We start from the raw sequence: 24,990 nt of genomic DNA, 5'->3' as shown, positions 1-24,990 counted from the left end.
TGTGACTCAGTTCCAGGAGTTGTTCTGGTTCTGGCCGTGCGCGCCGTGCTGGCCCACACCGAACTGGGCGGCGAGGCCCTGTCCGATCTGGGCGTTCTGCGGCGGAAGCAGCTCGCTCGGCTGCACCAGGGCGAAGCCCTGACCGAGGAAGCTGAGCTCCCAGCCCTCCCCGGTGTTGCCGCGGCGGCGGAAGACACCCGAGGAATGCGTCTGGGCCTGCATCTGCACCCGCAGGGAGCTGGACCAGGCGACGATCGCGTCGGCGTCGGCACTGACGTACTTGTCGGGCGTGACCTGCATCATCAGCGGCTGGCCGGAGGTCATCAGCGCGACCTTGCCGGTGCCGGAGATGTTGAGCTGGTACTTTCCGGTGCCCGAGATGCCGTACTGGCTGTCCACGGCGATGACCTCGGCGTGCAGCGAGGAGTCGAGCGCCAGGACATAGGCGCTGTCGACCGTCAGACCGTCGTGGTCGACGTCCACCACGTGGATGTACTGCGCCAGGTTGGCGAAGTAGACGGTGCCCTGTCCTGAGCAGCGCATCAGGTCCAGGCCCTCGCCGGTGTGGGCGCGGGCGCGGCGCTGCTCGTTCGACTGGTATTCGCCGTCGAACTCCATCAGCCCCTGGTAGGCGACCATGGCGCCCTTACGGGCGAGGACGTCGTCGTGGCCGGTCAGCGAGACGCGCAGGAGCTGCGGGTTCTGGATCGTGTAGCGGTCCTGGGACTGCTGTTCCGTGTAGTTGAAAAGCGGACTCTGCATGGTGTGCTCTCCCTCCCGTCAGTTCCGGATCCGCAGCCGGTCGGTACTGTCCTCGCTCGGCTGGACGACGACGATCCCCTGGCCGGAGAAGGCCATCTGGAACGCCTCGCCGCTGCCCCGCCCGATGAGCGAGGATGCCTTGAAGCTCCGCTTGCCCTTCACCTTGAGGTTCGGGGACCAGGCCACGAGGGCGTCGGGGTCCACGTACGTCTCGTCCTCGCCACGTCCGCAGTCGACGACGATCGGCGTGCCGCGCGAGGTGATCGCGACCCAGCCGGTACCCGAGATGCAGACGTTCCACAGCCCCTGGCCGGCGAACTTGGCGAGCCCCTTGACCCGCTCGACGCCCCAGCTGAGATGGCCGTCGAAGGCGAGGACGTTGGTGCCGTTGACCGAGAGGGAGTCGTTGTTGAGGTTGATGACGACGACATCGGCGCCGTAGTCGGCGAGGTAGAGCAGCCCGTCCCCGGTGCACTTCATCAGGGGCGCGCCCTCGCCGGTGATCCACTGCGAGGCGATCTGGCGGACGGCGGGCGGGTTGGGCTCGTACTGGATGAAGCCCTCGTACGCCACCATCGAACCGGTGCGCGCGTAGAGATCCTGGCCGGTCGCCATCGCGACCTTCAGCATGGAATGGCCGTGGTTCTCCATCCGGGCCGTGACGGGGGTCGGGACGTAGCCCGCGAGTTGCTGGTTCATGACGGGCTCCCTCAGACCTCGTAGGGCTGGACGACGATGAAGTTGCCGGGTGCGCCCCGGAACTGGAGGTTCACGGACTCCCCGCTGTGCCCGGGGTACGCGTTGCGGCGCAGCCGGACCTGGCTGGAGACGATCACCTGGGACGCGGACGACCACGCCACCACGGCGTTGCAGTCGGCGAAGGTGGTCGGGGTGACCGGCAGGACCACGGGGGTGCCGTGGGTCTTGACGACGATGGTGCCAGTGCCCTGGAACTGCATGGTGAACAGGGCGCCGCCGGGGATGCCGTGGCCCTCGATCCTGCGGACCTCGTACTGGAGCGACTCGTCGAAGGCGAGGACGTTCTCGGCGGAGACGCAGATACCGTCGCCCTGGAGCTCGATGGAATGCAGATGGGTGCCGTCCTCGGCGAGGAAGACCTGTCCGCGGCCGGTACAGCGCATCAGCTGCATTTCCTGGCCGGTGGCGTTCCCGACCATGCGGCCGGCGAAACCCGCGCCCTTGTAGCTGAAGTCGACCTTGCCCTGGTACATCACCATGCTGCCCTGCCGGGCCAGCACTCCGGCACCGCCGCTCATGGTGAGGTCGACCCGCATGAGCTGGCTGTTCTGCGAGGTCCAGCGCTGACCGGTGGCGGTCTCCTTGTACGGCTGGAGCGCGGCCAGCAGCCCGGCACCGGCCTGCGGAACGGCCTGCTGCCCGCCCGGCGGCATCCCGGGAGGCTGCTGTCCGAACGGGGCGGGGGCGGGCTGTCCGTACGGCGGCGGAGCCTGTCCGGGGACCTGTCCGAACTGCGGCGGCTGGGGCGGCTGCCCGAACTGCTGTGCCGGCTGCTGCCCGTACGGGGCGGGTGGGGGCGGCGGCGGGGGTACCGTGCCGCCGGGCGGCGGCGCCAGGGGGGCGACGATCGTCGGCGCGGCGTGCATCTGCTGCTGCGCGGCGGGCATCGGCGGCGGGGCGGGGGCGGGCGGCGCTCCGAAGGACGGTGCGGGCTGCGGGGCCTGAGGGGCCTGCGGTGGGGCCGGGGCGCCGAACGACGGAGCCGGGGACGCCTGGGCGGGCGGGGCGAACGACGGCGCCGCTGCCTGCGGCTGCGGGGCGGCCGGCTCCTCCTCGGCGACCTCTCCGCCGAAGTTCTTCAGCAGCGCTTCGAGTCCGCCGTCGAAACCCTGGCCGACGGCGGCGAACCGCCAGACGTCCTTGCGGTAGAAATCGCCCAGCATGACCGCGCGCTCGGTGCTGAACTCCGAGCCGGTGAACGCGTACCTGACGACTTCCTCGCCGCCCGCGACGATCCGGATGTAGCCGGGGCCGACCTGCGACATCTGCCCGGCGCCGTCCACCGTCGCGGTGAACGACAGCCTGTGGATGCTCGCCGGAATACGGTCCAGGGTGACGCGGAAGGACTCGGTGTCACCGGCCTGGGCACCGAGGAGCTGAATGGACTCCTCAGGGGATTTCGGCTGATTGAAGAAGATGAAATAACGGTCGTCGGAGAGCTGCTCATTGGCATCGAGCCCGAAGCAGCTGATGTCAAAGGTCAGTCCCGGGCCGGCGATCTGCACACCTACGTACAGGTCCGTCCCCGGCGTGAGATCGCTGATCTTGGCCTTGTGGCCGCGTTGGAATTCCCTGGCCATGCGTAACGACCGTCCCCCATCCGGAAGGTGAATGCGTCGCGTCAGGCTATCCGCAAACTCCGGCAGGGAGTGAAGCCGGTACAGACCCGGTACACAACCCCCGCGTCACTCGCCGCGCGCGGCCGGCAGGTGCGGCAGCCGGTCGGCCGCCACCACCCCTTCCAGATAGCCGCGCGCCCGTTCGGTGCGCGGATAGGCGTCCAGCAGCCGCCAGAACCGGGGGCCGTGACCGGGCACCAGGAGGTGCGCCAGCTCGTGGACGAGCACATAGTCCACGACGTACTCCGGCATGCCCTGCAACCGGTGCGACAGGCGGATGCTGCCCTCGGCCGGGGTGCAGGAGCCCCACCGGGTGTTCTGGTTGGTCACCCACCGCACCGATACGGGCCTGGCCCGGCCCTGGAAATACTGGGCGGACAAGCGCTCCGCGCGTTCCGCGAGCTCGGTGTCGCCGATGATCCGCTTCTTCTCCTGGGCGGCCAGCTTGTCGAGCATCACGCTCACCCAGCGCTGCTCCTCGGCCTCGGACATCCGGGCGGGAATCAGCACAATGGTGCGGTCGCCCTCTCGGTACGCGGAGACCGTCCTGCTGCGACGGGCGCTCCTGCGGACCTCGACGGCACTCGTCGCCGAGGCTCGGCGGGCAGGGTCCGCCGAGCTGCGCCGGTGGGTTCCGGCTGCGGGCACGGCAGGCTCCCCGGCGGAGCCGGGCGACGGGTCGGCGGGCACGGCACGACGTTACCCGCTGCCAGGCCGGGAAGTCCCGCCCCCGGGACGGTTCCGCATGATCGGCTCCATGCCTTGCACCATTTGAACGACTAATACCCCAGGCCTGTGGATAACTTTCCGCACGCCTCGGCGGTCCGCTGCATTCTGGCAATGCACATCGCACAGCAGTCACAGCCACACAGGCCGCACACAGACCGGGGGAAGCCGTGCATCCGATGTTGAAGCCCGCACTGCGCCGCGCATGGCGCGGACGCGACACCGTGCAATTCGGAGTGACACCCGCCCACGCGGTGAAGGTGGGCCCGATGGATATCGCGACGGGCTGTTTCATGGAACTGCTCGACGGGACCCGGGGCATGCCTCTGCTGCGCGAGGAAGCGAGGGCGATGGACCTGAGCGAGCGTCATGTGGACGCGCTGGTCATGCGGTTGATGGACGCCGGTCTGGTCGATGACGTACGGGCGGGCGGCCCGGAGGCCGACGCCCTGCGGAAGCGGCCGGATGTCCTGGAGCGCCACCGCCCCGATCTGGCGTCGCTCTCCGTCGTGCATCCCGAGCCCGGGGCGGCGATGCGCCGGCTGGCGGCCCGCCGCTCGACGCGCGTGCAGGTACGGGGCGCGGGGCGGGTCGGCGCGGCCATCGCCGCGGTGCTCTCCGGGGCCGGCGTGGGGCGGGTCGAGGTGCTGGACGGCGGATGCGCGGAGCCCGGTGACGTGTCGCCGGGCGGGCTGCCCGCCTCCGCCGTGGGCGAGCGCAGGGACATGGCGGCCCGCCAGCTGGTACGCCGCTCCGCCCCCGGCCCGGCTCCGCGAGCGCCCGGGGCGGCGGGTACCGGCCCGGCCGGCCGGGAGCCGGGCCTGTCTCTGATCGTGGTCGCCCCGCGCGACGGTCTGTCCGGGTACGTCCCCGATCCGGGTACGGCCGAGCCGTGGATCTCGTCGGGCACGCCCCATCTGTACGCCGGGGTGATGGAGGCCACCGGATTCGTCGGGCCGCTGGTCCTGCCCGGCGGCACCGCCTGTGCCGGCTGCCTGCGTCTGAACCAGCGGGACCGGGACCCCCAGTGGCCGCGCATGCTGGCGCAGTGGCAGTCCGGGCGTCGCGGTGCCGTGCAGGCGTGCGACCTGGGGCTGGCAACGGCAGTCGCGGGCCTCGCGGCGGCCCACGCGCTGGCCTTCCTCGACGGTGAGCTGCCGGCGAGCACCGGGTCCCGGTGGGAGGCGGCGCTGCCGCTGTTGGACTGGAGGTCGGAACGGATCGGGGCTCACCTCGACTGTTCCTGTGGGGCCGCCGGTCACACTGAAGGGGTCCGCGCCTCCGTAGCCGGCAGGGCGCACGACACAATGGCCGGGTAACCGCCGCACGCAGCGCGGCAGTCTGGGATTTGGAGGGGCATATGTCTGATCTTCCCCGGAAGGCGGTCACCCGAACCGCCAAGCTGGCCGCGCTGCCCTTGGGATTCGCCGGCCGCGCCACGTGGGGCCTGGGCAAGCGCATCGGGGGTAAGTCCGCGGAGCTGGTGGCCCGCGAGGTGCAGCAGCGCACGGCCGACCAGCTCTTCAAAGTGCTCGGCGAGCTGAAGGGCGGGGCGATGAAGCTCGGCCAGGCCCTGTCGGTCTTCGAGTCCGCGCTGCCCGAGGAGGTCGCCGGCCCCTACCGTGCGGCCCTCACCAAACTCCAGGAGGCCGCCCCACCCCTGCCGAGCGCCACGGTGCACGCGGTGCTGGCGGAACGGCTGGGCGAGGACTGGCGGGAGCTGTTCCTGACGTTCGACGACAAGCCGTCGGCCGCCGCCTCCATCGGGCAGGTGCACCGGGCGGTGTGGCACGACGGCCGGGACGTGGCGGTGAAGGTGCAGTATCCGGGCGCGGGCGAGGCCCTGCTCTCGGACCTCACCCAGCTCAGCCGGTTCGCGCGGCTGCTCGGACCGCTGGTCCCGGGCATGGACATCAAGCCGCTCATCACGGAGCTGCGCGACCGGGTGTCGGAGGAGCTGGACTACGAGCAGGAGGCGCGGTCCCAGCAGGAGCACGCGCTGGAGTTCGCGGACGATCCCGACGTGGTGGTCCCCGGGGTGGTCCACCAGTGCGCCCAGGTGCTGGTCACCGAGTGGATCGACGGAATCCCGCTGGCCGAGGTGATCGCCGGGGGAACGGCCGGGCAGCGCGACCGGGCCGGGCAGCTGCTGGCCAGGTTCCTCTTCTCGGGCCCCGCGCGCACGGGCCTGTTGCACGCCGATCCGCACCCGGGCAACTTCCGGCTGCTGCCGCCCGCCTCGCCCTCCACCGCGGAGACCGACGGGACCGAGGAGACCGACGAGGCCGAGGGAGCCGAGGCGGCAGGGCATACCGAGCAGGGGGCCGACGACGCGGCTCAATGGCGGCTCGGGGTCCTCGACTTCGGGACGGTGGACCGGCTTCCGGGTGGGCTTCCGCAGACCATCGGGGACTCGTTGCGGCTGACACTGCGGGGAGACGCGGACGCGGTGTACGAGATGCTGCGGGCGGAGGGGTTCGTCAAGGACTCGATCGACCTCGATCCGGACGCGGTGCTCGACTATCTCCTGCCGATCATCGAGCCGGCCGAGGTGGAGAGCTTCACCTTCAGCCGGAGCTGGATGCGCCACCAGGCCGCCCGGATAGCCGATCCGCGCTCCCCCGCCCACCAGTTGGGCAAGCAGCTGAACCTGCCGCCCTCCTACCTGCTGATACACCGGGTGACGCTGAGCACGATCGGAGTGCTGTGCCAGCTCGGCGCCACGGTCCGGCTCCGCGACGAACTGGAGTCCTGGCTCCCGGGCTTCCTCCCGTCCGAGGAGACGGGCCTGCCCGAGCAGGAAGAGAGCCTCGCGGCAGAGAAGCAGTTGGGCGACGAGGCCGGGGCCGGGGCCGCTGAGACGGTGGATGCCGGGTAGGCGGAAGGCCGCGGGGCCGGTCCGTCGGACGGACCGGCCCCGCGGCACGGGCACTGCTGGGTGGGTGTTGCCGGCCGGACGCGGCCCGCCGTGCGCAGAGAGCGGCTGCGCGCCGGCGGACACCGTTGGTGACCGGCCCCGTCCGGCCCGTTCGGGTCGGCGGTGCGTGGCGGATCAGTGCATGACGGCCATGGCCAGCGCACGGCGGGCACGCATCGAGGCGCGCTCGGCCCGGCGCTGCATCCGCCGCGCGGAGATCAGGCGCACGGCCTGACGGTCCGCGTCGGCTTCACGCATCCGGTCGTGCATATGCGCACGAGCCAGCGCTTCTGGGATGAGTTGCATTTCGCGGGTCCTGTTCTGACGCGAGTCGTTCGCGCCGATGATGGTGACGTCTGGTGTCGCGGAGCCGACGGGCTCTGACGTGGGGATGGTCATTGGAGCCTGGTTTCGGGGGTCGTGGGTGAGGGGACGGTCGATGGTTCCGATGCGCTTCATGGGCTTGGGGGCCGGGACCCCCAGGTCGGCGGTCACGCCGCGACCGGGTTCTTGCGCGGACGGCCACGCGGACGCTTGCGGGCGACGACGACACCCTGGATGAAGAGCTCGCCACCCCAGACACCCCACGGCTCGCGGCGCTCCTTGGCGCCGGCGAGGCAGGCCTCGACGAGCGGGCAGGTGCGGCAGAGGGACTTGGCGTACTCGACGTCGGCCGGGGACTCCGCGAAGAAGACCTCCGGGTCGTAGGCACGGCAGGGGACGGGCACACCGAGGTTCTCGATGGCGTCGTCGAGCGCGGTGAGCGCGGTGAGGGGGGTCAAGGTGGAGTCCTCCGTGAGGCCGGGCGGGGAGATCGTGTCGGAAGGCGGTACTGACGGGGCGTGCGCTTCGAGTTGCACGGTGGTGGTGTCCTCGTCTGGTCGTTTCCGGCCTGTTGGCCGGGGGGCGGCTGGTACCAGGTCCTGCTTGTCCCGAGGCTCCTTCGCGCTGTCCCGTCCGTTCGGACAAAACAAAAGGGCCGCGGATCCCGAGTGGGGTTCCGCGGCCCTGAAGGCGCCGGCCTGATGCTGGATCAGGCTGGATCACTCCAGGGTTCAGGCCCACGGAAGGCCCACATCGTGTGGTGGTGCTTCGTCTGCTCGGTGAAGCCGGCTTCCGCTCCCGCACCGACGGCCGCAAAGGCATAGGCCTGGGCCTGTCCCTTCGCTACTGCTGCTGCCGGTGCCTGGGTCGGTCGCTCATTGCGCTCCCGCACGGGAAGGCCGGCCGGGGACATCGGGATGACGGCGGAGACGCCGGACACACCGGTGGCACGCAGCGAGGACTTCGAGGAACGGGCGAGAAGGCCGAGCGAGCAGGCGGAGACGACCGAGAGATCGGTCATTTTGTTGGTCTCGATGATGCTGATCACTGGAATCGCCTCCTCTCGGCGTCTCGGGGGGACCGGCGGACCGGTCCTGCGTATTCGGATAAGTACAGCACGGAACCAGGGCTTCAGAGAAGCCGCTGTTTCCGTGGTTAAGAACCTATGGTGATGACTGGGGCGGGCGCAAACTATTTTTTCGACGAGTTTTTCTCACATCTCCCCGTCGGCCTCCGCGCTCCCCTCGCTCCCGTCCCCACCTGCGCAGATGTCCAGGACAGCGGCACCGAAGCGGCCCAGCTTCCGCGCGCCGACCCCGGAGATCCCGGCCAGCTCGCCCTCGCTGCCGGGCACCGCCTCCGCGATGGCCATCAGCGTCTTGTCGGTGAACACGCAGTAGGCGGGCTGGCCGATCTCCCGCGCCCGGACCGCCCGCCAGTCGTGCAGTCGCTCGTACAGCGCCTCGTCCATGTCGGACGGGCAGTCGTCGCAGCGCATCAGCTTCATCTCGCCGGCATCCGTCAGCGTCTTGCCGCAGACCCGGCACCGCGCGGGGCCCCGGGGCTTGCGGCGGGCCACCACCGGCCGCTCGACGCCCCCGCCACCGACCGCGGTGCCCGCCGCGCTCCGGCCGCCGGGCCCGGCCGAGCCGGGGCGCAGCCCGTTCAGGAATCGGGTCGGCCGCCGTCCGGGCCGACCGCCGGGCGAGCGTGACAGCGACCACGACAGCGCGAGGTGGTAGCGAGCCCGGGTGACGCCGACGTACAGCAGGCGACGTTCCTCCTCGACCTGCTCCGCCGTCTTGGCGTAGGTGATCGGCATCATGCCCTCGGTCAGCCCGACCAGGAACACGGCGTCCCACTCCAGGCCCTTCGCCGAGTGCAGCGAGGCCAGGGTCACGCCCTGCACCGTGGGGGCGTGCTGGGCGGCGGCCCGCTCGTCGAGCTCGGCGACCAGGTCGGAGAGGGTCGCGCCCGGCTTGGCCCGTTCGAAGTCCTCGGCGAGCCTGACCAGGGCGGCCAGGGACTCCCAGCGGTCGCGCACCGCACCGGAACCGGCGGGCGGCTCGCTGCGCCACCCCTTCGTGGAGAGCACCGCCCGCACCTCTGCGGGCAGGCCCTCCGCGTCGTCGAGCAGGGAGTCGTTGCCCCCCGCGCGGGCCGCCCCGCGCAGTGCGATGCCCGCCTCGCGCACCTCGGGGCGCTCGAAGAAGCGCTCCGCGCCCCTGAGCTGGTAGGGCACGCCCGCGTCCGCGAGGGCCTGCTCGTAGACCTCGGACTGGGCGTTTACCCGGTAGAGGACGGCGATCTCACCGGCCGGGACGCCCGCGGCGATCAGGTCGCGGATGCGGCGGGCGGTCCCCTCGGCCTCGGCCGGCTCGTCCGCGTACTCCACGAAGGCGGGCTCGGGGCCGCGCTCGCGCTGCGAGACCAGGTCGAGGCGGTGCTCGGCGGCCCGGCCGGTGGCCTGGGCGAGCAGCCCGTTGGCCAGGTGGACGACCTGGGGGGTGGAGCGGTAGTCGCGGACGAGCTTGACGACCGTGGCCCCCGGGTGGCGGGTGCGGAAGCCCAGCAGGTGGTCGGGGGTGGCCCCGGTGAAGGAGTAGATCGTCTGGCCCGCGTCACCGACGACGCAGAGACTGTCCCGGTCGCCGAGCCAGAGGTCGAGCAGCCGCTGCTGGAGCGGGCTCACGTCCTGGTACTCGTCCACCACGAAGTGCTGGTACTGGCGGCGGACGTGGTCGGCGATGTCGTGCCGGTCCTGGAGGATGCCGACGGTCAGGAGGAGCACGTCCTCGAAGTCGATCACCGTCCGCTCGCGCTTCAGCTGCTCGTACATCGCGTAGACCTGGGAGATCTCCGCCGGGTCGCGCGGGGCATCCCGCTGGGACTTGGCGACCATGGCGGGGTAGTCGGCGGGCACGGTCTGCGTGACCTTGGCCCACTCGATCTCGCTGGTGACGTCCCGCAGCTCGTTGCGGTCGAGCCGGATGCCGCAGCGGGCCGCCGCCTCGGCCACCAGCTGGACCTTGCGCTCCAGCAGCCGGGGCAGACTGCCACCGACTGCTTTCGGCCAGAAGTACTGGAGCTGCCGCAGCGCGGCGGAGTGGAAGGTGCGCGCCTGCACCCCGCCGGCTCCCAGCTGCCGCAGCCGGCCGCGCATCTCGCCGGCGGCCCGGTTGGTGAAGGTGACGGCCAGCACGCTCGACGGCTGGAGTATCCCGGCGCGCACCCCGTAGGCGATGCGGTGCGTGATGGCACGCGTCTTGCCCGTACCGGCTCCGGCCAGCACGCACACCGGGCCCTGCAGGGCCGTGGCGACCTCGCGCTGCTCGGGGTCGAGCCCGTCCAGGACGGCGTCGGCGGTGTCGGGGACCTGGGGGAAGAGGGTGGAGTGCGTTGCTGATGTCACCCCGCCATGCTGCCAGGTCGCGCGGGGCCGGTGCGGTGGTTGTCCACAGGGGTGACGTATCCGTCGTACTAATGCGGCGGCCCCGTCCGGTCCGGTACGCGGCCGCCGCCCACCCGGCCCCCCGCGCCGGGAATGGCGGCCGGGCTCCGTACGTTCACCCTGCGTGCGGCAACGCACGTCCCGGCCCCTGTGCGACGCACCGGACCCCCGCCCGGACGTGAGGGATTGCCGGTACCGATGAGACAGAGGAGTGCGAAGACATGCCGGGCACTGTGACGATGTACAGCACCACGTGGTGCGGCTACTGCCGTCGGCTCAAGGGTCAGATGGACCGTGAGGGCATCGCCTACACCGAGATCAACATCGAGCAGGACCCGGAGTCGGCGGCCTTCGTCGAGAAGGCCAATGGCGGAAACCAGACGGTTCCGACGGTTCTGGTGGTCCCGGCCGGCGGCGGTGACGACGTCGTCATGACGAACCCGAGCCTGGCCCAGGTGAAGCAGGCCCTCGCGGTCTGATCATCCTCGCGCCCGCCCCGCCCTCTCCGGTCAGCGCACCGGAGGGGGCGGTCGTGTGTCCGGGTCCGGTCAGCCCGCCCGGACCGGCTTCGGGAGCGGCTTTCCGTACCAGAGTTCGATCAGGCGGGACGCGATCGAGATGCCGAACGGGGGCAGGATCTCGCCGGACTCGAAGGCGGCCGTCAGCTCCTCGCGGGAGAACCAGCGCGCCTCCTCGATCTCCTCGCCGTCCACGTTGATGTCGTACGTCGTGGCGCGGGCCATGAAGCCGAGCATCAGGCTGGAGGGGAACGGCCAGGGCTGGCTGGCGACGTACTCGACCTCGCCGACGGTGATGCCCGCCTCCTCGTAGACCTCGCGCGCCACGGACTGCTCGATGGACTCGCCCGGCTCGACGAATCCGGCCAGCGTGGAGAAGCGGCCCTCGGGCCAGTGGACCTGGCGGCCCAGCAGGGCGCGGTCCTGGTCGTCGGTGACGAGCATGATGACCGCCGGGTCGGTGCGCGGGTAGTGCTCGGCGCCGCAGGCCTGGCAGCGGCGGATGTGGCCGGCCGCCGCGATGACCGTGCGTTCGCCGCAGCGGGAGCAGAAGCGGTGCAGCCGCTGCCAGTTCTCCAGGGCGACCGCGTGCACCATCAGACCGGCGTCACGGGGGCCCAGGAGCATTCCGGCCTCGCGCAGCCCGGCGGGCCGGGCGGACTGGTCCATGCGGCCCGGGAGGGTGTCCTTCTGGAGGGCGAAGTAGCTGACGCCGTCGGCGTCCGTGCCGAGGAAGTAGCGGTGGGTCTCGGTGACGGGTGCCTCGAAGGCGGGCGTCATCACGAGTTCGGTGCCGTCGTCGGTGTCGTCGATCAGCACCTGACCGCCGGAGACGACGAAGACCCGGGTCGTCGGGTGGCTCCACGCGGCGGACAGCCATGCCTCGTCGAGGCGGTGGTGCGCGGCGCGGTCGATGCCGCTCGGCGCGGTCAGACCGATGGGCCGGTCTGCGGTGGCGTTGTCGAAGGTGCTCACAGGTGCTTCCTACTCCCCCGGGATGGATCGGGTGTTCAGAGAATTCAGCGGAGGGCGGCCGCCATTTCGCTCCAGAGGTGGGCGGCTGTCTCCACGCCCTTGAACAGCAGGCCGAGTTCGACCTTCTCGTCGGGGGCGTGCCAGCCGTCGGACGGTACGGAGATGCCGAGGAAGAGGACGGGTGCGCCGAGCACGTCCTGGAGGTCGGCGGCGGGACCGGAGCCCCCTTCCCGGGTGAAGAGGATCTTCTGGCCGAAGGCCCGGCCCATGGCGCGGGCGACGGCCCGCAGCGCCGGGTGGTCCAGGGGCGTCAGGCAGGGGCGGGTGGCGGGGAGGAAGGTGATCCGGTGGCCGATTCCGGCCGGGACGCGGGCCTCTGCCCAGGCCTGTACGGCCTGCTGGACGTGGTCCGGGTCCTGACCTGCGACCAGGCGGAAGCTGATCTTGACGCGGGCGGACGACGGGATGATCGTCTTGCTGCCGGCGCCCTGGTAGCCGCCGCCGATGCCGTTGACCTCGGCGGTGGGGCGGGCCCAGATCCGCTCCAGCGTGGAGTATCCCGCCTCGCCGGATGCCGCTCCGGACCTGGCGGTGCGCAGCCAGGTGTCCTCGTCGAACGGCAGCTCGGCGAAGAGGGCGCGTTCGGTGGCGGTGAGTTCGGCCACGCCGTCGTAGAAGCCGGGGACCGCGACCCGCCCGTCCGTGTCGTGGAGCGCCGCGACGAGGCGGGCGACCTCGGTCGCCGGGTTGGGGACGGCGCCGCCGAAGGAGCCGGAGTGGATGTCCTGCTCCGGCCCGTGCAGCTCGATCTCGCACTCGGCGAGGCCACGCATCCCGGTGCAGACGGTCGGAGTGGTCTCGTTCCACATGCCGGTGTCGGAGACGATCACCGCGTCCGCGGCGAGGCGGTCGGCGTGCTGCTCGACCAGGGCGCGGAAGTGCGGGGAGCCGGACTCCTCCTCGCCCTCCACGACGAGCTTGAGGTGGACGGCCGGGGTGGTTCGGCCGGTCGCGGCGAGGTGGGCCCGGACGCCGAGGGTGTGGAAGAACACCTGCCCCTTGTCGTCGGCCGCGCCGCGTCCGTACATCCGGCCGTCGCGGATCACCGGCTCGAACGGCTCGGTGCTCCAGCCGTCCTGGCGGGCGGCGGGCTGGACGTCGTGATGCCCGTACACCAGGACCGTGGGGGCCGCCGGGTCCTCGGACGGCCACTCGGCGAAGACGGCGGGCGCCCCGTCCGTCTCCCAGACCTCGGCGACCGGGAAGCCGGTCTCCTTCAGCTTGGCCGACAGCCACTCGGCGCTGCGCCGTACGTCGCCCTCGTGCTCCGGCTGAGCGGATACAGAGGGGATGCGCAGCCACTCGGCGAGGTCGTCGAGGAAGGCCGCGCGGTGCTGCTCGGTGTACGCGTGGACAGCGCTGTCCGGGGTGTCGCTCATGACCTTCAGCTTATCCGTCCGACGGAGGTGGCTCGTCCAGGAGGATGCGCTCCAGCTCCGGGCGGCCCGGGAGGCGGGCCGGGCGGACGCTCTCGCCGCTGCGGACGAAGAGGAACGTCGCCGTGACGTCGGTGAGCGCGAGGCCGTGCAGCTCGGCCCAGGCCAGCCGGTAGACGGCGAGCTGGAGGGGGTCGGCGGTGTTGGTGCGACTGGTCTTCCAGTCGACGATCTCGTACGTGTCCCCCGTGCGGTACACGGCGTCGATCCGGCCCCGGATGATCCGCCCGGCCAGTGTGATCTGGAAGGGCGTCTCCACGCGGTACGGGGTGCGGCGGGCGTACGGGGTGCGCTCGAAGGCCTCCTTCAGCTCGGCGAGGTCACGCTCGTCGGCGATGTCGGCGTCGCGCTCGTCGCCGCCGGGCAGCTCGTCGGGGCCGAGCATGGGCAGCGGCAGCTCCTCGAACCGGGACTCGACCCAGGCGTGGAAGCGGGTGCCCCGGCGGGCGGCCGGCTGCGGCGGGCGGGGCATCGGCCGGGCCAGCTCCCGGGCGAAGCCGTCGGGGTCGTCGGCGAGGCGCAGCAGCTGGGTGGCGGAGAGGGAGGCGGGGACGAGGACGTCGCGCACGGTGGCGCGGGCGCGACGCAGCTCCCCGGCGAGGGCGTCGAGGTCGCGGTCCCAGGAGGCGAGGGTGCGGGCCTCCTCGGGCGTGAGCCGCGCGGCGGCGGGGGTGCGGGCCGCCTCTGGCGTGAGCCGCGCGGCGGCGGGGGTGCGGGCCGCCGGGACGTGGGGGAGCGGCGGTTTGTCGTCGTCACTGCCGGGGAACGGCGCGTCGTCCGGGAACGGCTCGTCGTCCAGGAACGGGTCTTCCTCGAACGGGTCCTCCTCGTCGAGCAGGGCGTCCCCGTCGAGCAGGGCGCCCCCGTCGAACTCGCCGTCCTCCTCGGGGAACGGCTCGTCGTCGGGGAACGGCGGCCCCTCCGGGCGGGCGGTCTCCCCGGGCCGCGACGCCTCCCCCGTCACCGCCGCCAGGTGGTCCAGCACCGTGTCCGCGGCCGCGCGGCGGCGGGCCAGGGCGGTGGCGTCCAGAGGCAGCGGCCAGGCGTGGTCGGCGGCGGCCTCGGACAGGGCCGGGTTCTCCTCGGTCTCGGCCGGCCCGTCCTCCCAGGCCTCGATCTCGCCGTACCCGGCGGCGCAGTGCTCGTACAGCGCGTGCAGGAAGGCGGACGGGCCGCGCGGCTTCTTCTGGCTGGGGCCCCACCAGTGGCCGGAGCCGAGCAGCAGGGTGCGGGGGCGGGTGAAGGTGACGTAACCGAGGCGCAGCTCCTCGGTGTGCTGGTGCTCCTTCATCTCCTCCTTGAAGCCCTTGAGGCCCTTGGCGTCGACGGTGTGGAGGGCGGGCAGTGTGGCCCGGTCGCCGCGCAGGGCGTGCGGGAGGACCTGGGACTGGGTGGTCCAGGCGTCGCGGGACTGGCCGCTGGGGAACTGGCCCGCGACCAGGCCGGGCACGGCGACGACGTCCCACTCCAGGCCCTTGGACTTGTGGGCGGTGAGTACCTTGACGGTGTTCTCGCCTCCGGGCAGCGCGTTGTCCAGGCCCTTTTCGTACTGGGCGGCGGTGCGCAGGAAGCCCAGGAAGGCGAGCAGGGTGGCCTCGCCGTCGACGGCGGCGAAGCGGGCCGCGACGTCCAGGAAGTTGCCCAGGGTCTCGCGGCGGCGGGCGGCGAGTGCCTGCGGGGAGGCGGAGAGCTCGACTTCGAGGCCGGTCGTGCTCAGGACCCGGTGGAGCACGTCCATCAGCGGGTCGGCGAGCGAGCGGCGCAGCTCGCGCAGTTCGGCGGCGAGGCGGGCGAAGCGGACCCGGGCCTCGGCGGAGAACGGAAGCCGGTCGTCCTCCTGGCCGCCCGCGTCGAGGAAGGTGTCCAGGGCGTCGGCGAGGGAGATCACCTCGGCCGGGTCCACCCCCTCGACGGCCTCGGCGAGCCGGCGGTCGGGGTCGAAGTCCTCGTCGTCGCCGTGGGCCGCGCGGTGGACGAGGAGGCGGGCCCGGCGGCCGAGCAGGGCCAGGTCACGGGGGCCGATCCGCCAGCGGGGGCCGGTGAGCAGGCGGACCAGGGCGGCGTTGGCGCCCGGGTCCTGGAGCACCTCGCAGACGGCGACGAGGTCGGCGACCTCGGGGAGGTGGAGCAGCCCGGAGAGGCCGACGACCTCGACCGGGATGTCCCGGGCGACCAGCGCCGCCTGGATCCCGGGGAAGTCACCGGCGGTGCGGCACAGGACGGCGATCTCGCCGGGTGCCTTGCCGGTGCGCACGAGGTGGGCGATGGAGTCGGCGAGCCAGGCCAGCTCATCGGCGTGGGTGCGCAGCAGGGCGCAGCGGACGAGGCCGTCCCGCTCGGCGCCGGGGGCGGGGCGCAGGGCCTCGACACCCTCGTGCATGGCGCGCAGGGGTGCGGCGAGGTTGTTGGCGAGGTGGAGGAGGCGGCCGCCGCTGCGGCGGTTCTCGCTGAGGGAGTAGCGGGTGGCGGGGGTGCCGTCGGCGTGCGGGAAGTGGCTGGGGAAGTCGTCCAGGTTGGCGACGGAGGCGCCGCGCCAGCCGTAGATGGCCTGGCAGGGGTCGCCGACGGCGGTCACGGCGTGTCCGGACGCGGCGCCGTCGGGGCCGCTGCCGAAGAGGGCGGAGAGCAGGAGGCGCTGGGCGACGGAGGTGTCCTGGTATTCGTCGAGCAGGACGACCCGGTATTCGTCGCGCAGGATCGCGCCGACCTCGGGGCGGGTGAGGGCCAGCTCGGCGGAGAGGGCGATCTGGTCGCCGAAGTCGAGGAGGTCGCGGCTCCGCTTCGCCTCGCGGTAGCGCCGGGTCAGCGTGAGCAGTTCGCGGCGGGCCTCGGCGGTCTCGGGGATCCTGCGCAGCTCGGCGTTGCTGAGCCTGGCGGTCTCCAGGGTGCGCAGCAGTCCGGTGTCGTACTCCCCGAGCTGTTCGGGGCGCACGAGGTGTTCGGCCAGCTCGGCGTCGAGGGCCAGCAGGTCGCTGACCAGGGTGGGGAAGGACCTGGTCAGGGCAGGGTAGGGGCCGGGTGCCTCGCGCAGCACGCGGGCGGCGAGCTGGTAGCGGGTGGCGTCGGCGAGGAGGCGCGTGGTCGGTTCGAGGCCGATGCGCAGGCCGTGCTCGGTCAGGAGGCGGCCGGCGAAGGCGTGGTACGTGGAGATGCCGGGCTCGCCCGGGGGGTTGTCCGGGTCGATGGCGTCCGGGTCGGTGACGCCGGCCGCGACGAGGGCCTTGCGTACGCGCTCGGCGAGCTCGCCGGCCGCCTTGTTGGTGAAGGTGAGCCCGAGGACCTGCTCGGGGGCGACCTGTCCCGTGCCGACCAGCCACACCACGCGCGCCGCCATCACCGTGGTCTTCCCCGACCCGGCTCCGGCCACGATCACCTGCGGGGCGGGCGGCGCGGTGATGCAGGCCGTCTGCTCCGGGGTGAAGGGGATACCGAGAAGCTCCTTGAGCTGCTCGGGATCGGTGAGGCGCGGGGACACTCCACAGAGGCTAACCGGCTCCGCCGACAACCCACGAAGCGCCGGGGCGCGCACCCGTCACCGCCTCGTCCCCGCCTCCCGGTGGGACGCGTGCGTCGCGGATGCGTCTAAATTATCTACTTGTCGCATCAACAGCCTTACGAGGACGGTCATATGAGCGCCGACGCACCCGCCCCCGACGCCGCCGAGCTCCGCAGGCGCATCGACACGACGAAGGCACACCCCGCACGGGTCTACGACGTCTTCCTCGGCGGCAAGGACAACTACCCGGCCGACCGCGAGGCCGCCGCCATGGCCCTGGCCGCCAACCCGCGCGGCTACCTCACGGTGCGGCACAACCGGGACTTCATGCGGCGGGCGGTCACCCTCGCGGCGAACGAGGGCGTCCGGCAGTTCCTGGACATCGGCACCGGGCTGCCGACCCAGCAGAACGTCCACCAGATCGCCCAAGCCCTCGCGCCCGAGTCTCGGGTGGTCTACGTCGACAACGATCCGGTCGTCCTCGTCCACGCTCAGGCGCTGCTCACCAGCGGTCCGGAAGGCCGTACCGACTACATCGAGGCCGACCTGCGCGAACCGGACAGGATCCTGGAGGCGGCCCGCCGCACCCTCGACCTCGACCGGCCCGTCGCCCTCGTCCTCGCCGCCGTCCTCCACTTCATCGAGGACGAGACCGCCCACCCCGTCGTGCAGCAGCTCGTCGGCTCCCTCGCACCCGGCAGCTTCGTCGTCCTCAGCAATGTCAGCTCCGACCTCAACACCGAGCAGGTCGGCAGCATCACGAAGGGGTTCAAGGAGCGCGGCTTCGCCATGGTCCGCCGCTCCCACTCCCAGATGGAACGCTTCGTCACCGACAACGGTCTGGAGCTGCTCGACCCCGGGATCGTCCCCGTGCACCGCTGGCGGCCCGAGCGGGTCGTGGACCTGCCGGAGGCCAGGAACCCCGACCCGGAGTTCGTGGCGGACCTGGACGAGCTGGACCGTACGCGCTACCTGGACATCAACGACGTCACCGACGCGGATGTCAGTGTGTACGGCCTGGTGGCACGCAAGCACTGACCCGGGTTCCTACTCCAGGACGTGCCGGCCCTCCGGCTGCGCGCTGCACGAGGCCCGGAAGGCGCAGTGGGCGCAGTGCTGGCCGGTCGTCGGGGTGAACCGTTCGTCCAGGACCCGGCCCGCGGCGGTCGCCAGCAGGTCGGAGACCCACTCGGAGTCGGGCGGCGCCTGCCCCTGCACCTTGGGAGCGGCGTCGCCCCCCTCCTTCTTGGGGGCGGCCTGGCGCAGCTGTACGAGTTCGGCGCCTCCCGGCTCGGGCCGCGTACCGCCGAAGACGTCGTCGACCGCCCCTTCCCGGACCGCCAGCTGGTAAACGGCGAGCTGGGGGTGGCGGGCGACCTCGTCCTTCGTCGGGGACTGCTTGCCGGTCTTGAAGTCGACCACGTAGGCCCGGTCCTCGGCGTCCCGCTCCACGCGGTCCATGGAGCCCCGGATGCGTACCGCGAACTCCCCCGCCTCCAGCGTCACGTCGAAGTCGTGCTCACTGGCGACGGGGGTACGGCCGGCCCGGTCCATGACGTGCCAGCGCAGGAAACGTTCGAGGGCGGCCCGCGCCTGCTCCTTCTCCTGGCCGGACTTCCAGGGCGCGTCGAAGACCAGCCCGTCCCAGACCGAGTCGAGCCGCTCCATCAGGACGGCCAGATCGGCGGGCGTCCGGCCGGAGGCCACCTCGTCGGCCAGGACGTGGACGACGTTGCCGAAGCCCTGGGCGGCGGTCGCGGGCGCGTCGGCCTTCACCTCACGGCCCAGGAACCACTGGAGCGCGCAGGTGTTGGCGAGCTGGTCGAGCGCGCTCCCGGAGAGGGCGACGGGCTGGTCCCGGTCGCGCAGTGGCAGGGCCGAGCGGGTCTGCTCGTAGAGGCCCCACCACCGGTACGGGTGGGCCGAGGGCACGAGCGGCCGGCCCTCGTCGTCGGTGAGCGCGGCCAGCCGGGCGAGGCGGCGGGCGGCCTCCTCGCGCAGGGCGTCGGAGGCGGCGGGGTCGACGGTCGTGGCGCGCAGCTCGGCGACGAGCGCGGCGACGGCGAGGGGGCGGCGCGGGCGGCCGGTGACGTCCCGGGGTTCGACACCCAGCTCGGTGAGGAAGCGGGAGGGCTGGTCGCCGTCGTCGGCGGGGGCCTTGACCGCGGTGACGACCAGGCGCTCGCGGGCCCGGGTCGCCGCCACGTAGAACAGCCGCCGCTCCTCCGCGAGGAGGGCGCCGGGCGTGAGGGGTTCGGCGAGACCGTCGCGGCCGATCCGGTCCGCCTCCAGGAGCGAGCCGCGGCGCCGCAGGTCCGGCCAGAGCCCTTCCTGCACCCCGGCGACGACGACCATCCGCCACTCCAGGCCCTTGGACCGGTGGGCGGTCATCAGGCGCACGGCGTCCGGCCGCACCGAGCGGCGGGAAAGGGTGTCGGCCGCGATCTCCTGGGCGTCGACCTCCTCCAGGAAGTTGAGCGCGCCCCGGCCGCCCGTGCGTTCCTCGGCGCGGGCCGCGGTGTCGAACAGGGCGCAGACCGCGTCGAGGTCGCGGTCGGCGTTGCGCCCGCCCGCGCCCCCGCCCAGGGCCGCGCGCTCCAGCCGGCCCGGCCACGGGGTGCCGGACCACAGCGCCCACAGGGCCTCCTCGGCGGTGCCGCCCGCTTCGAGCAGCTCACGCGCCGTGCGCAGCAGCGCGCCCAGGCGCTGGGCGCCGCGGGCGTACGCCGGATCGTGCGCCACGAGCCGCTCCGGTTCGGCGAGCGCGCGGGCCAGCAGTTCGCCGGAGGGCGCGGGCACCCGGTTCCCGGCGGCGCGCTCCTCGTCCCGCAGGGCGCGGCCGAGCCGGCGCAGATCGGCGGCGTCCATGGAGCCGAGGGGTGAGGCGAGCAGGGTCAGGGCGGTCTCGGTGTCGAGCCAGACGGCTCCCTCCTCCTCGGCCGGTCCCCCCTCCAGGGCCGCCGCGGCCACCGCGCGCAGGGCGGTCAGGAGGGGGGCCACCGCGGGCTCGTGGCGCAGGGCCAGGTCGTCGCCGTCCACCTCCAGGGGGACGCCCGCCGAGGTCAGCGCCCGGCGCAGGGCGGGGAGCGTACGGCCGCCGGCCCGGACGAGCACCGCCATCTCGTGCCACGGCACCCCGTCCTCCAGGTGCGCCCGGCGCAGCAGGTCGGCGATGTTGTCCAGCTCGGTGGAGGCGGTCGGGTAGGTGTACGTCTCGACGCTGCCGCCCTCGAAGACCGCGCCCAGCTCCCGGTGGGCTCGGACCTTCGCCGACGGGAGCCGGGTGAGCGGCATCCGCCGGGTGAGCAGCCGGGTGGCGGCGAGCAGCCGGTCGCCGGAGCGGCGCGAGGTGGTGAGGACGCCGACCGGGGCCGGGGCGCCGTCCGCGCGCCGGAAGATCTCGGGGAAGTCGAGGATGCCGTTGACGTCGGCGCCCCGGAACGCGTAGATCGACTGGTCGGGGTCGCCGAAGGCGATCAGATCACGCCCGCCGCCTGCCCCGGGAGCGCCGCCCCGGTTGCCGGCCAGCGCGTGCAGCAGCCGCACCTGGGCCGGGTCGGTGTCCTGGTACTCGTCGACGAACACCGCGTCGTAGCTCCCGGCCAGCAGCGCCGCCACCTCGGGGCGCTCCGCGAGCAGCACCGCACGGTGGACCAGCTCGGCGTAGTCGAGGACGCCCTGGGCGTCCAGCACGTCGAGGTATTCGGCGAGGAAGCGGGCGGCGGCGCCCCAGTCGGGCCGGCCGGTGCGCCGGGCGAAGTCGGCGAGGGCGTCCGGGCCGAGGCCCAGCTCACGGCTGCGGGCGAGCACCGCGCGCACCTCGTCGGCGAAGCCGCGCGTGGTCAGGCAGGCCCGCAGCTCGTCGGGCCAGCGGATGTGCGGACGGCCCTCCTTCTCCAGGTCGAGCTGGCCGGCCAGCAGATCGCGGACGGTCACGTCCTGCTCGGGTCCGGACAGCAGCCGCAGCGGGTCCGCGAAGAGATCGGCGTCCTGATGGGCGCGGACCAGGGCGTAACAGAAGGAGTGGAACGTGGTGGCCTGCGGTCCCCGGGCGGCGCCGAGCCGGGCGGCCATCCGGTCACGCAGTTCGACGGCGGCCTTGCGGCTGAAGGTGAGGACCAGCACGCGCGCCGGGTCGGCGCCCCGGGCGATCCGGGCGGCGACGGCTTCGACGAGCGTGGTCGTCTTGCCCGTACCGGGTCCGGCGAGCACCAGCAGCGGCCCGCCGGGGTGGTCAACCACCGCGCGCTGCGCCGCGTCCAGGAGAGGGGGCTCCACGGAACCCGGCAGGGTACGCACCAGCCGGTACGGACCCGTGGTCCCCTGCCGTGCCTGACGGCGAGGGCTGTGCCGGGTGGTGGAGGAGGTACTCACGTGGGATCGCCGGTCCTGGTGGGTGTACGGGTGGTGAGGGCGTGGTGTCTGCCGCGAACTGACGACGCTACTCCGGCGCGCGGAGCGAATGCGCCGGGACGGCTGCGGGGATCGTCACGTTCTCCGGGCGGCCGCGTCCCGGTCCCGGGCCGTGCTTCCCGCACACCGTACGGACCAGGCTCCGCCCGATACGCCTCCGGATGGCCGAAGCTGTCAGGTGTGAGCTCCCCCACCGCCGCCCGTCACGCCGTCCCACCGGGCGCGCCGCATGTCCAGGCGCGGGAGGTGGCCCTCCGCGCCGCGCGACGCCTCGCGCAGCGGGGTGCTCTCCTCGCGGTAGTGGTCCAGCGCGCGCAGCTCGTGGCCGGGCAGCAGCGCGCCGTCCGAGCGCACCACGCGCCACCAGGGCGCCGCTCCCCCGTACAGCGCCATGACGCGGCCGACCTGGCGCGGGCCGCCGTCGCCCAGCCACTCCGCGATGTCGCCGTAGGTCATGACGCGGCCGGGCGGGATCAGATCGGCGACGTCGAGCACGCGTTCCGCGTACTCCGGCAGCGCGTCGCCCGTCGGGTGTTCACTCATCGTGCCCATCCTGCCGTACGCCACCGACAGTCCCCGCAGGTCCGTGTCCGGGCGCACACGCAGCGTGCGCGTGGTGGGAAAGGAGCGTATGTTGCGCATCGCACGCCCCCGCATCGCACCCTGATGCCCCCTTGTGTCCGTCGGCCGTGCCACCATCATGCGGGCGGTGACCGGTGATACGAGACCACGAAGACCAATCAGAGGCGACGAAGGAGCAGGGCGTGCAGCCACCGAAGGCGGCCGACGACGCCTCCGACGCCGAGCCACGCCCGGACAAGGCCCGGCAGGAGCCGGACACGGACGCGGAGGGCTCGTCCGGGCACCTGGCCGGCTCGACGCTCTCCACCTCCGAAGAGGCGCTCACCGAGCGCGTCTCGGGCGACGAGCCCCTGCTGCCCGCCCGGGTGCACCGCCCCTCCGACCTGCTGCGCCTGCTCATCGGGGTGCTGGCGGTCGTCGTGCTGTTCTCCGTCGCCGCCTTCGCCCACGGCACGACCACCGGACTCGAACAGGACATCAACAAGGGCACCGGACAGGCCCCCGACCTGCTCATCAAGCTGGCCGGGCTGGTCTCCAGCATCGCCGTGCTCCTGGTACCGGTCGCCTTCGCCATCGAGCGGCTGATCAAACGGGACGGGCTGCGGATCGCGGACGGGGTGCTGGCCGCGGTGCTGGCGCACGGTGTGACGCTCGCCACCGACCTGTGGGTCGCCAAGTCCGCTTCCGGAACCGTGCAGGACGCGCTGACCCAGCCGACGCCCGGTGACGCGGTGACCGATCCCGTGCACGGCTACCTCGCCCCCGTGATCGCCTATATGACGGCGGTGGGGATGGCGAGACGGCCGCGCTGGCGGGTCGTGCTGTGGGTGGTGCTGCTGCTCGACGCGTTCGCCATGCTGGTCGGCGGCTACACCACCCCGTTCTCCATCGTCCTGACGGTCCTGATCGGCTGGACGGTCGCGTACGGCACGCTGTACGCGGTCGGCTCGCCGAACGTCCGCCCCACCGGGCAGCACCTGATGGCCGGGCTGCGCCACGTGGGCTTCCGCCCGGTCACCGCGATGCGGGCCGAGGACGCGCCCGACTCCGGCGACCAGAGCGACCGGGGGCGGCGCTATCTGGTCTCACTGGAGGACGGGCCACCGCTCGATGTGACGGTCGTGGACCGCGAGCAGCAGGCCCAGGGCTTCTTCTACCGGGTGTGGCGCAGACTCACCCTGCGCGGCATCACCCAGCGGCGGTCCATCCAGTCGCTGCGCCAGGCGCTGGAGCAGGAGGCGCTCCTCGCGTACGCCGCCATCGCCGCCGGGGCCAACGCGCCCAAGCTGATCGCCACGTCCGAACTGGGCCCGGACGCGGTGATGCTCGTCTACGAGCACATCGGCGGCCGGTCCCTGGACGCCCTGGAGGACGCCGAGATCACCGACGCCGTGGTGCGCGGCGCGTGGCATCAGGTGAAGGCCCTCCAGTCGCGCCGGATCGCGCACCGCAGGCTCACCGGAGACGCCATCCTGGTGGATCGTTTCGGCAAGGTGTTCGTCACGGACCTGCGCGGCGGGGAGATCGCGGCCGGTGATCTGGTGCTGCGGATGGACGTCGCGCAGCTGCTCACGACGACCGGTCTGCGGGTGGGCCCCGAGCGGGCCGTGTCCGCCGCGCTCGCCGTGCTCGGCCCGGACGCCGTCGCCGATTCCCTGCCGCTGCTCCAGCCGATCGCGCTCAGCCGGTCCACCCGGGCGCATCTGCGCAGGCTCGCCCGGGAACGGTCGCAGCGCGAGCGCGAGGCCGTGCTCGACGCCTCGGACGCGGCGAAGCGGGCCAAGGCCGAGGGCGCGGAACTCCCCGATGACGGGGACGCGGGCCGAAAGGCCGGCCGCAAGTCGCTGCGCACCGAGAAGCAGGCCGAGAAACGGGCCATGGACGACGCGCTGGAGGAGGCGCGCGAGGAGGACCTGCTCTCCCAGATCCGCCGGGAGGTCCTGCTGATCCGGCCGCAGGCCCCCGTCGAGCCGGTCCGCCTGGAGCGCATCAAGCCGCGCACCCTGTTCAGCTTCATCGCCGGTGCCATCGCCGCGTACTTCCTGATCTCGCAGGTCACCCAGGCCGACTTCGGCGCGGTGGTCGAGCAGGCGGAGTGGGGCTGGGTGGCGGCGGCGGTCGGCTTCTCGGCGCTCAGCTACGTGGCGGCGGCGATGAGCCTGCTGGGCTTCGTGCCCGAGCGGGTGTCGTTCGGCAGGACGGTCCTCGCGCAGGTCGCCGGTTCGTTCGTGAAGATCGTGGCGCCGGCGGCGGTCGGCGGGGTCGCGCTGAACACCCGTTTCCTCCAGCGCTCCGGGGTCCGGCCCGGCCTCGCGGTCGCCAGTGTGGGCGCCTCGCAGCTGTTCGGCCTGGGCTGCCACATCCTGCTGCTCGGCGCTTTCGGCTATCTGACCGGCACCGAGAAGACCCCGTCCTCGCTCACCCCGTCCAGGACCGTGATCGCGGGGCTGCTGACGGTCGCCGTGCTGGTGCTGGTGGTGACGGCCATTCCGTTCCTGCGGAAGTTCGTGGTGACCCGGGTGCGGTCGCTGTTCGCGGGGGTCGTCCCGCGCATGCTCGACGTGGTGCAGCGGCCGCAGAAGCTGCTCACCGGCATCGGCGGGATGCTGCTGCTGACCGGTGTGTTCGTGATGTGCCTGGACGCCTCGATCCGGGCGTTCAGCGGACCGGACACCCCCCATCTCAGCTACGCGAGCATCGCGGTCGTCTTCCTCGCCGGCAACGCGCTGGGCTCGGCCGCCCCCACGCCCGGCGGCATGGGCGCCGTCGAGGGCGCCCTGACGCTGGGTCTGATCGCGGTCGGGCTGCCGAAGGAGGTCGCCGCGCCCGCGGTGCTGCTGTTCCGGCTGATGACCCTGTGGCTGCCGGTCCTTCCCGGCTGGCTCTGCTTCAACCACCTGACCCGCAAGGGCGAGATCTGAACCGCGCACCGGCCACCCGGTTGGACCGGCA

The 24,990-nt window shown here is 72.7% G+C and carries 18 protein-coding genes; 5 read left to right on the top strand and 13 right to left on the bottom strand.

Features of this window, described 5'->3' with window-relative positions:
- Positions 1-6: 6 nt before the first annotated feature.
- The 4 genes from B082_RS0100630 to B082_RS0100615 all read right to left on the bottom strand — a co-directional run bounded on the left by B082_RS0100630 (position 7) and on the right by B082_RS0100615 (position 3,788).
- Positions 7-762, bottom strand: coding sequence for an AIM24 family protein (locus tag B082_RS0100630; RefSeq protein WP_018549886.1), 756 nt, complete (start codon positions 760-762; stop codon positions 7-9).
- 18 nt (positions 763-780) lie between these two features.
- Entirely contained in the window at positions 781-1,461 is a 681-nt protein-coding gene (locus tag B082_RS0100625) for an AIM24 family protein (protein ID WP_018549885.1), read from the bottom strand.
- 11 nt (positions 1,462-1,472) lie between these two features.
- Complete coding sequence (locus B082_RS0100620; RefSeq protein WP_018549884.1) at positions 1,473-3,101, bottom strand: TerD family protein; 1,629 nt, start codon at positions 3,099-3,101, stop codon at positions 1,473-1,475.
- 105 nt (positions 3,102-3,206) lie between these two features.
- Positions 3,207-3,788, bottom strand: a complete 582-nt coding sequence (locus B082_RS0100615) for a M48 family metallopeptidase (protein ID WP_078622461.1) — start codon at positions 3,786-3,788, stop codon at positions 3,207-3,209.
- Positions 3,789-4,036: 248 nt separating this feature from the next.
- Between B082_RS0100615 and B082_RS0100610 the strand changes: the two genes are divergently transcribed.
- A complete protein-coding gene (locus B082_RS0100610; RefSeq protein ID WP_026249274.1) occupies positions 4,037-5,185 on the top strand; it encodes a ThiF family adenylyltransferase in 1,149 nt (382 codons plus the stop codon).
- Between the two features lie 41 nt (positions 5,186-5,226).
- A complete protein-coding gene (locus B082_RS0100605) occupies positions 5,227-6,744 on the top strand; it encodes an ABC1 kinase family protein (protein WP_018549881.1) in 1,518 nt (505 codons plus the stop codon).
- 174 nt (positions 6,745-6,918) lie between these two features.
- Here B082_RS0100605 and B082_RS0100600 read toward each other — a convergent pair whose 3' ends face one another.
- From B082_RS0100600 to B082_RS0100585, 4 genes are all read right to left on the bottom strand, one after another.
- Positions 6,919-7,242, bottom strand: a complete 324-nt coding sequence (locus B082_RS0100600; RefSeq protein WP_037709199.1) for a hypothetical protein — start codon at positions 7,240-7,242, stop codon at positions 6,919-6,921.
- 32 nt (positions 7,243-7,274) lie between these two features.
- Complete coding sequence (locus tag B082_RS0100595; protein ID WP_018105532.1) at positions 7,275-7,643, bottom strand: WhiB family transcriptional regulator; 369 nt, start codon at positions 7,641-7,643, stop codon at positions 7,275-7,277.
- 173 nt (positions 7,644-7,816) lie between these two features.
- Positions 7,817-8,155, bottom strand: a complete 339-nt coding sequence (locus B082_RS0100590; RefSeq protein ID WP_018549879.1) for a hypothetical protein — start codon at positions 8,153-8,155, stop codon at positions 7,817-7,819.
- 165 nt (positions 8,156-8,320) lie between these two features.
- Positions 8,321-10,519 carry an ATP-dependent DNA helicase UvrD2 gene (locus tag B082_RS0100585; RefSeq protein WP_018549878.1) on the bottom strand — a complete coding sequence of 733 codons (2,199 nt, stop codon included), beginning with the start codon at positions 10,517-10,519 and terminating at the stop codon, positions 8,321-8,323.
- A gap of 260 nt (positions 10,520-10,779) precedes the next feature.
- On the opposite strand from B082_RS0100585, the gene B082_RS0100580 reads away from it, so the two are divergent.
- The gene (locus B082_RS0100580; protein WP_018549877.1) at positions 10,780-11,037 is read left to right on the top strand and encodes a mycoredoxin; all 258 of its coding nucleotides are present in this window, start codon (positions 10,780-10,782) and stop codon (positions 11,035-11,037) included.
- A gap of 69 nt (positions 11,038-11,106) precedes the next feature.
- Here the strand turns inward: B082_RS0100580 and nudC are convergent, their stop codons facing one another.
- Genes nudC through B082_RS0100565 form a run of 3 tightly spaced genes read right to left on the bottom strand, consistent with a single transcriptional unit; the run spans position 11,107 to position 17,022 of the window.
- Positions 11,107-12,051, bottom strand: a complete 945-nt coding sequence (nudC, locus tag B082_RS0100575) for an NAD(+) diphosphatase (protein WP_018549876.1) — start codon at positions 12,049-12,051, stop codon at positions 11,107-11,109.
- A gap of 44 nt (positions 12,052-12,095) precedes the next feature.
- The gene (locus B082_RS0100570; protein WP_018549875.1) at positions 12,096-13,490 is read right to left on the bottom strand and encodes a dipeptidase; all 1,395 of its coding nucleotides are present in this window, start codon (positions 13,488-13,490) and stop codon (positions 12,096-12,098) included.
- A 10-nt stretch (positions 13,491-13,500) separates the two neighbouring features.
- On the bottom strand, positions 13,501-17,022 hold the full coding sequence (locus B082_RS0100565) for a UvrD-helicase domain-containing protein (RefSeq protein ID WP_018549874.1): 3,522 nt from the start codon (positions 17,020-17,022) through the stop codon (positions 13,501-13,503).
- A gap of 153 nt (positions 17,023-17,175) precedes the next feature.
- Here B082_RS0100565 and B082_RS0100560 point away from each other — a divergent pair, with 153 nt between their 5' ends.
- Positions 17,176-18,081, top strand: coding sequence for an SAM-dependent methyltransferase (locus tag B082_RS0100560; RefSeq protein ID WP_018549873.1), 906 nt, complete (start codon positions 17,176-17,178; stop codon positions 18,079-18,081).
- 9 nt (positions 18,082-18,090) lie between these two features.
- Here B082_RS0100560 and B082_RS0100555 read toward each other — a convergent pair whose 3' ends face one another.
- A complete protein-coding gene (locus tag B082_RS0100555) occupies positions 18,091-21,417 on the bottom strand; it encodes an ATP-dependent helicase (RefSeq protein WP_026249273.1) in 3,327 nt (1,108 codons plus the stop codon).
- 213 nt (positions 21,418-21,630) lie between these two features.
- Positions 21,631-21,999, bottom strand: coding sequence for an MGMT family protein (locus B082_RS0100550; RefSeq protein WP_026249272.1), 369 nt, complete (start codon positions 21,997-21,999; stop codon positions 21,631-21,633).
- Positions 22,000-22,220: 221 nt separating this feature from the next.
- Here B082_RS0100550 and B082_RS0100545 point away from each other — a divergent pair, with 221 nt between their 5' ends.
- Positions 22,221-24,959, top strand: a complete 2,739-nt coding sequence (locus tag B082_RS0100545; RefSeq protein ID WP_018549870.1) for a lysylphosphatidylglycerol synthase domain-containing protein — start codon at positions 22,221-22,223, stop codon at positions 24,957-24,959.
- The last annotated feature ends 31 nt before the right edge of the window (positions 24,960-24,990 follow it).

Source organism: Streptomyces sp. ATexAB-D23 (assembly GCF_000373645.1).
In the GTDB taxonomy this organism is placed as follows: domain Bacteria; phylum Actinomycetota; class Actinomycetes; order Streptomycetales; family Streptomycetaceae; genus Streptomyces; species Streptomyces castrisilvae.
The sequence above is the reverse complement of the archived record's forward strand: the minus strand, read 5'-3'. Positions and strand labels throughout refer to the sequence as shown.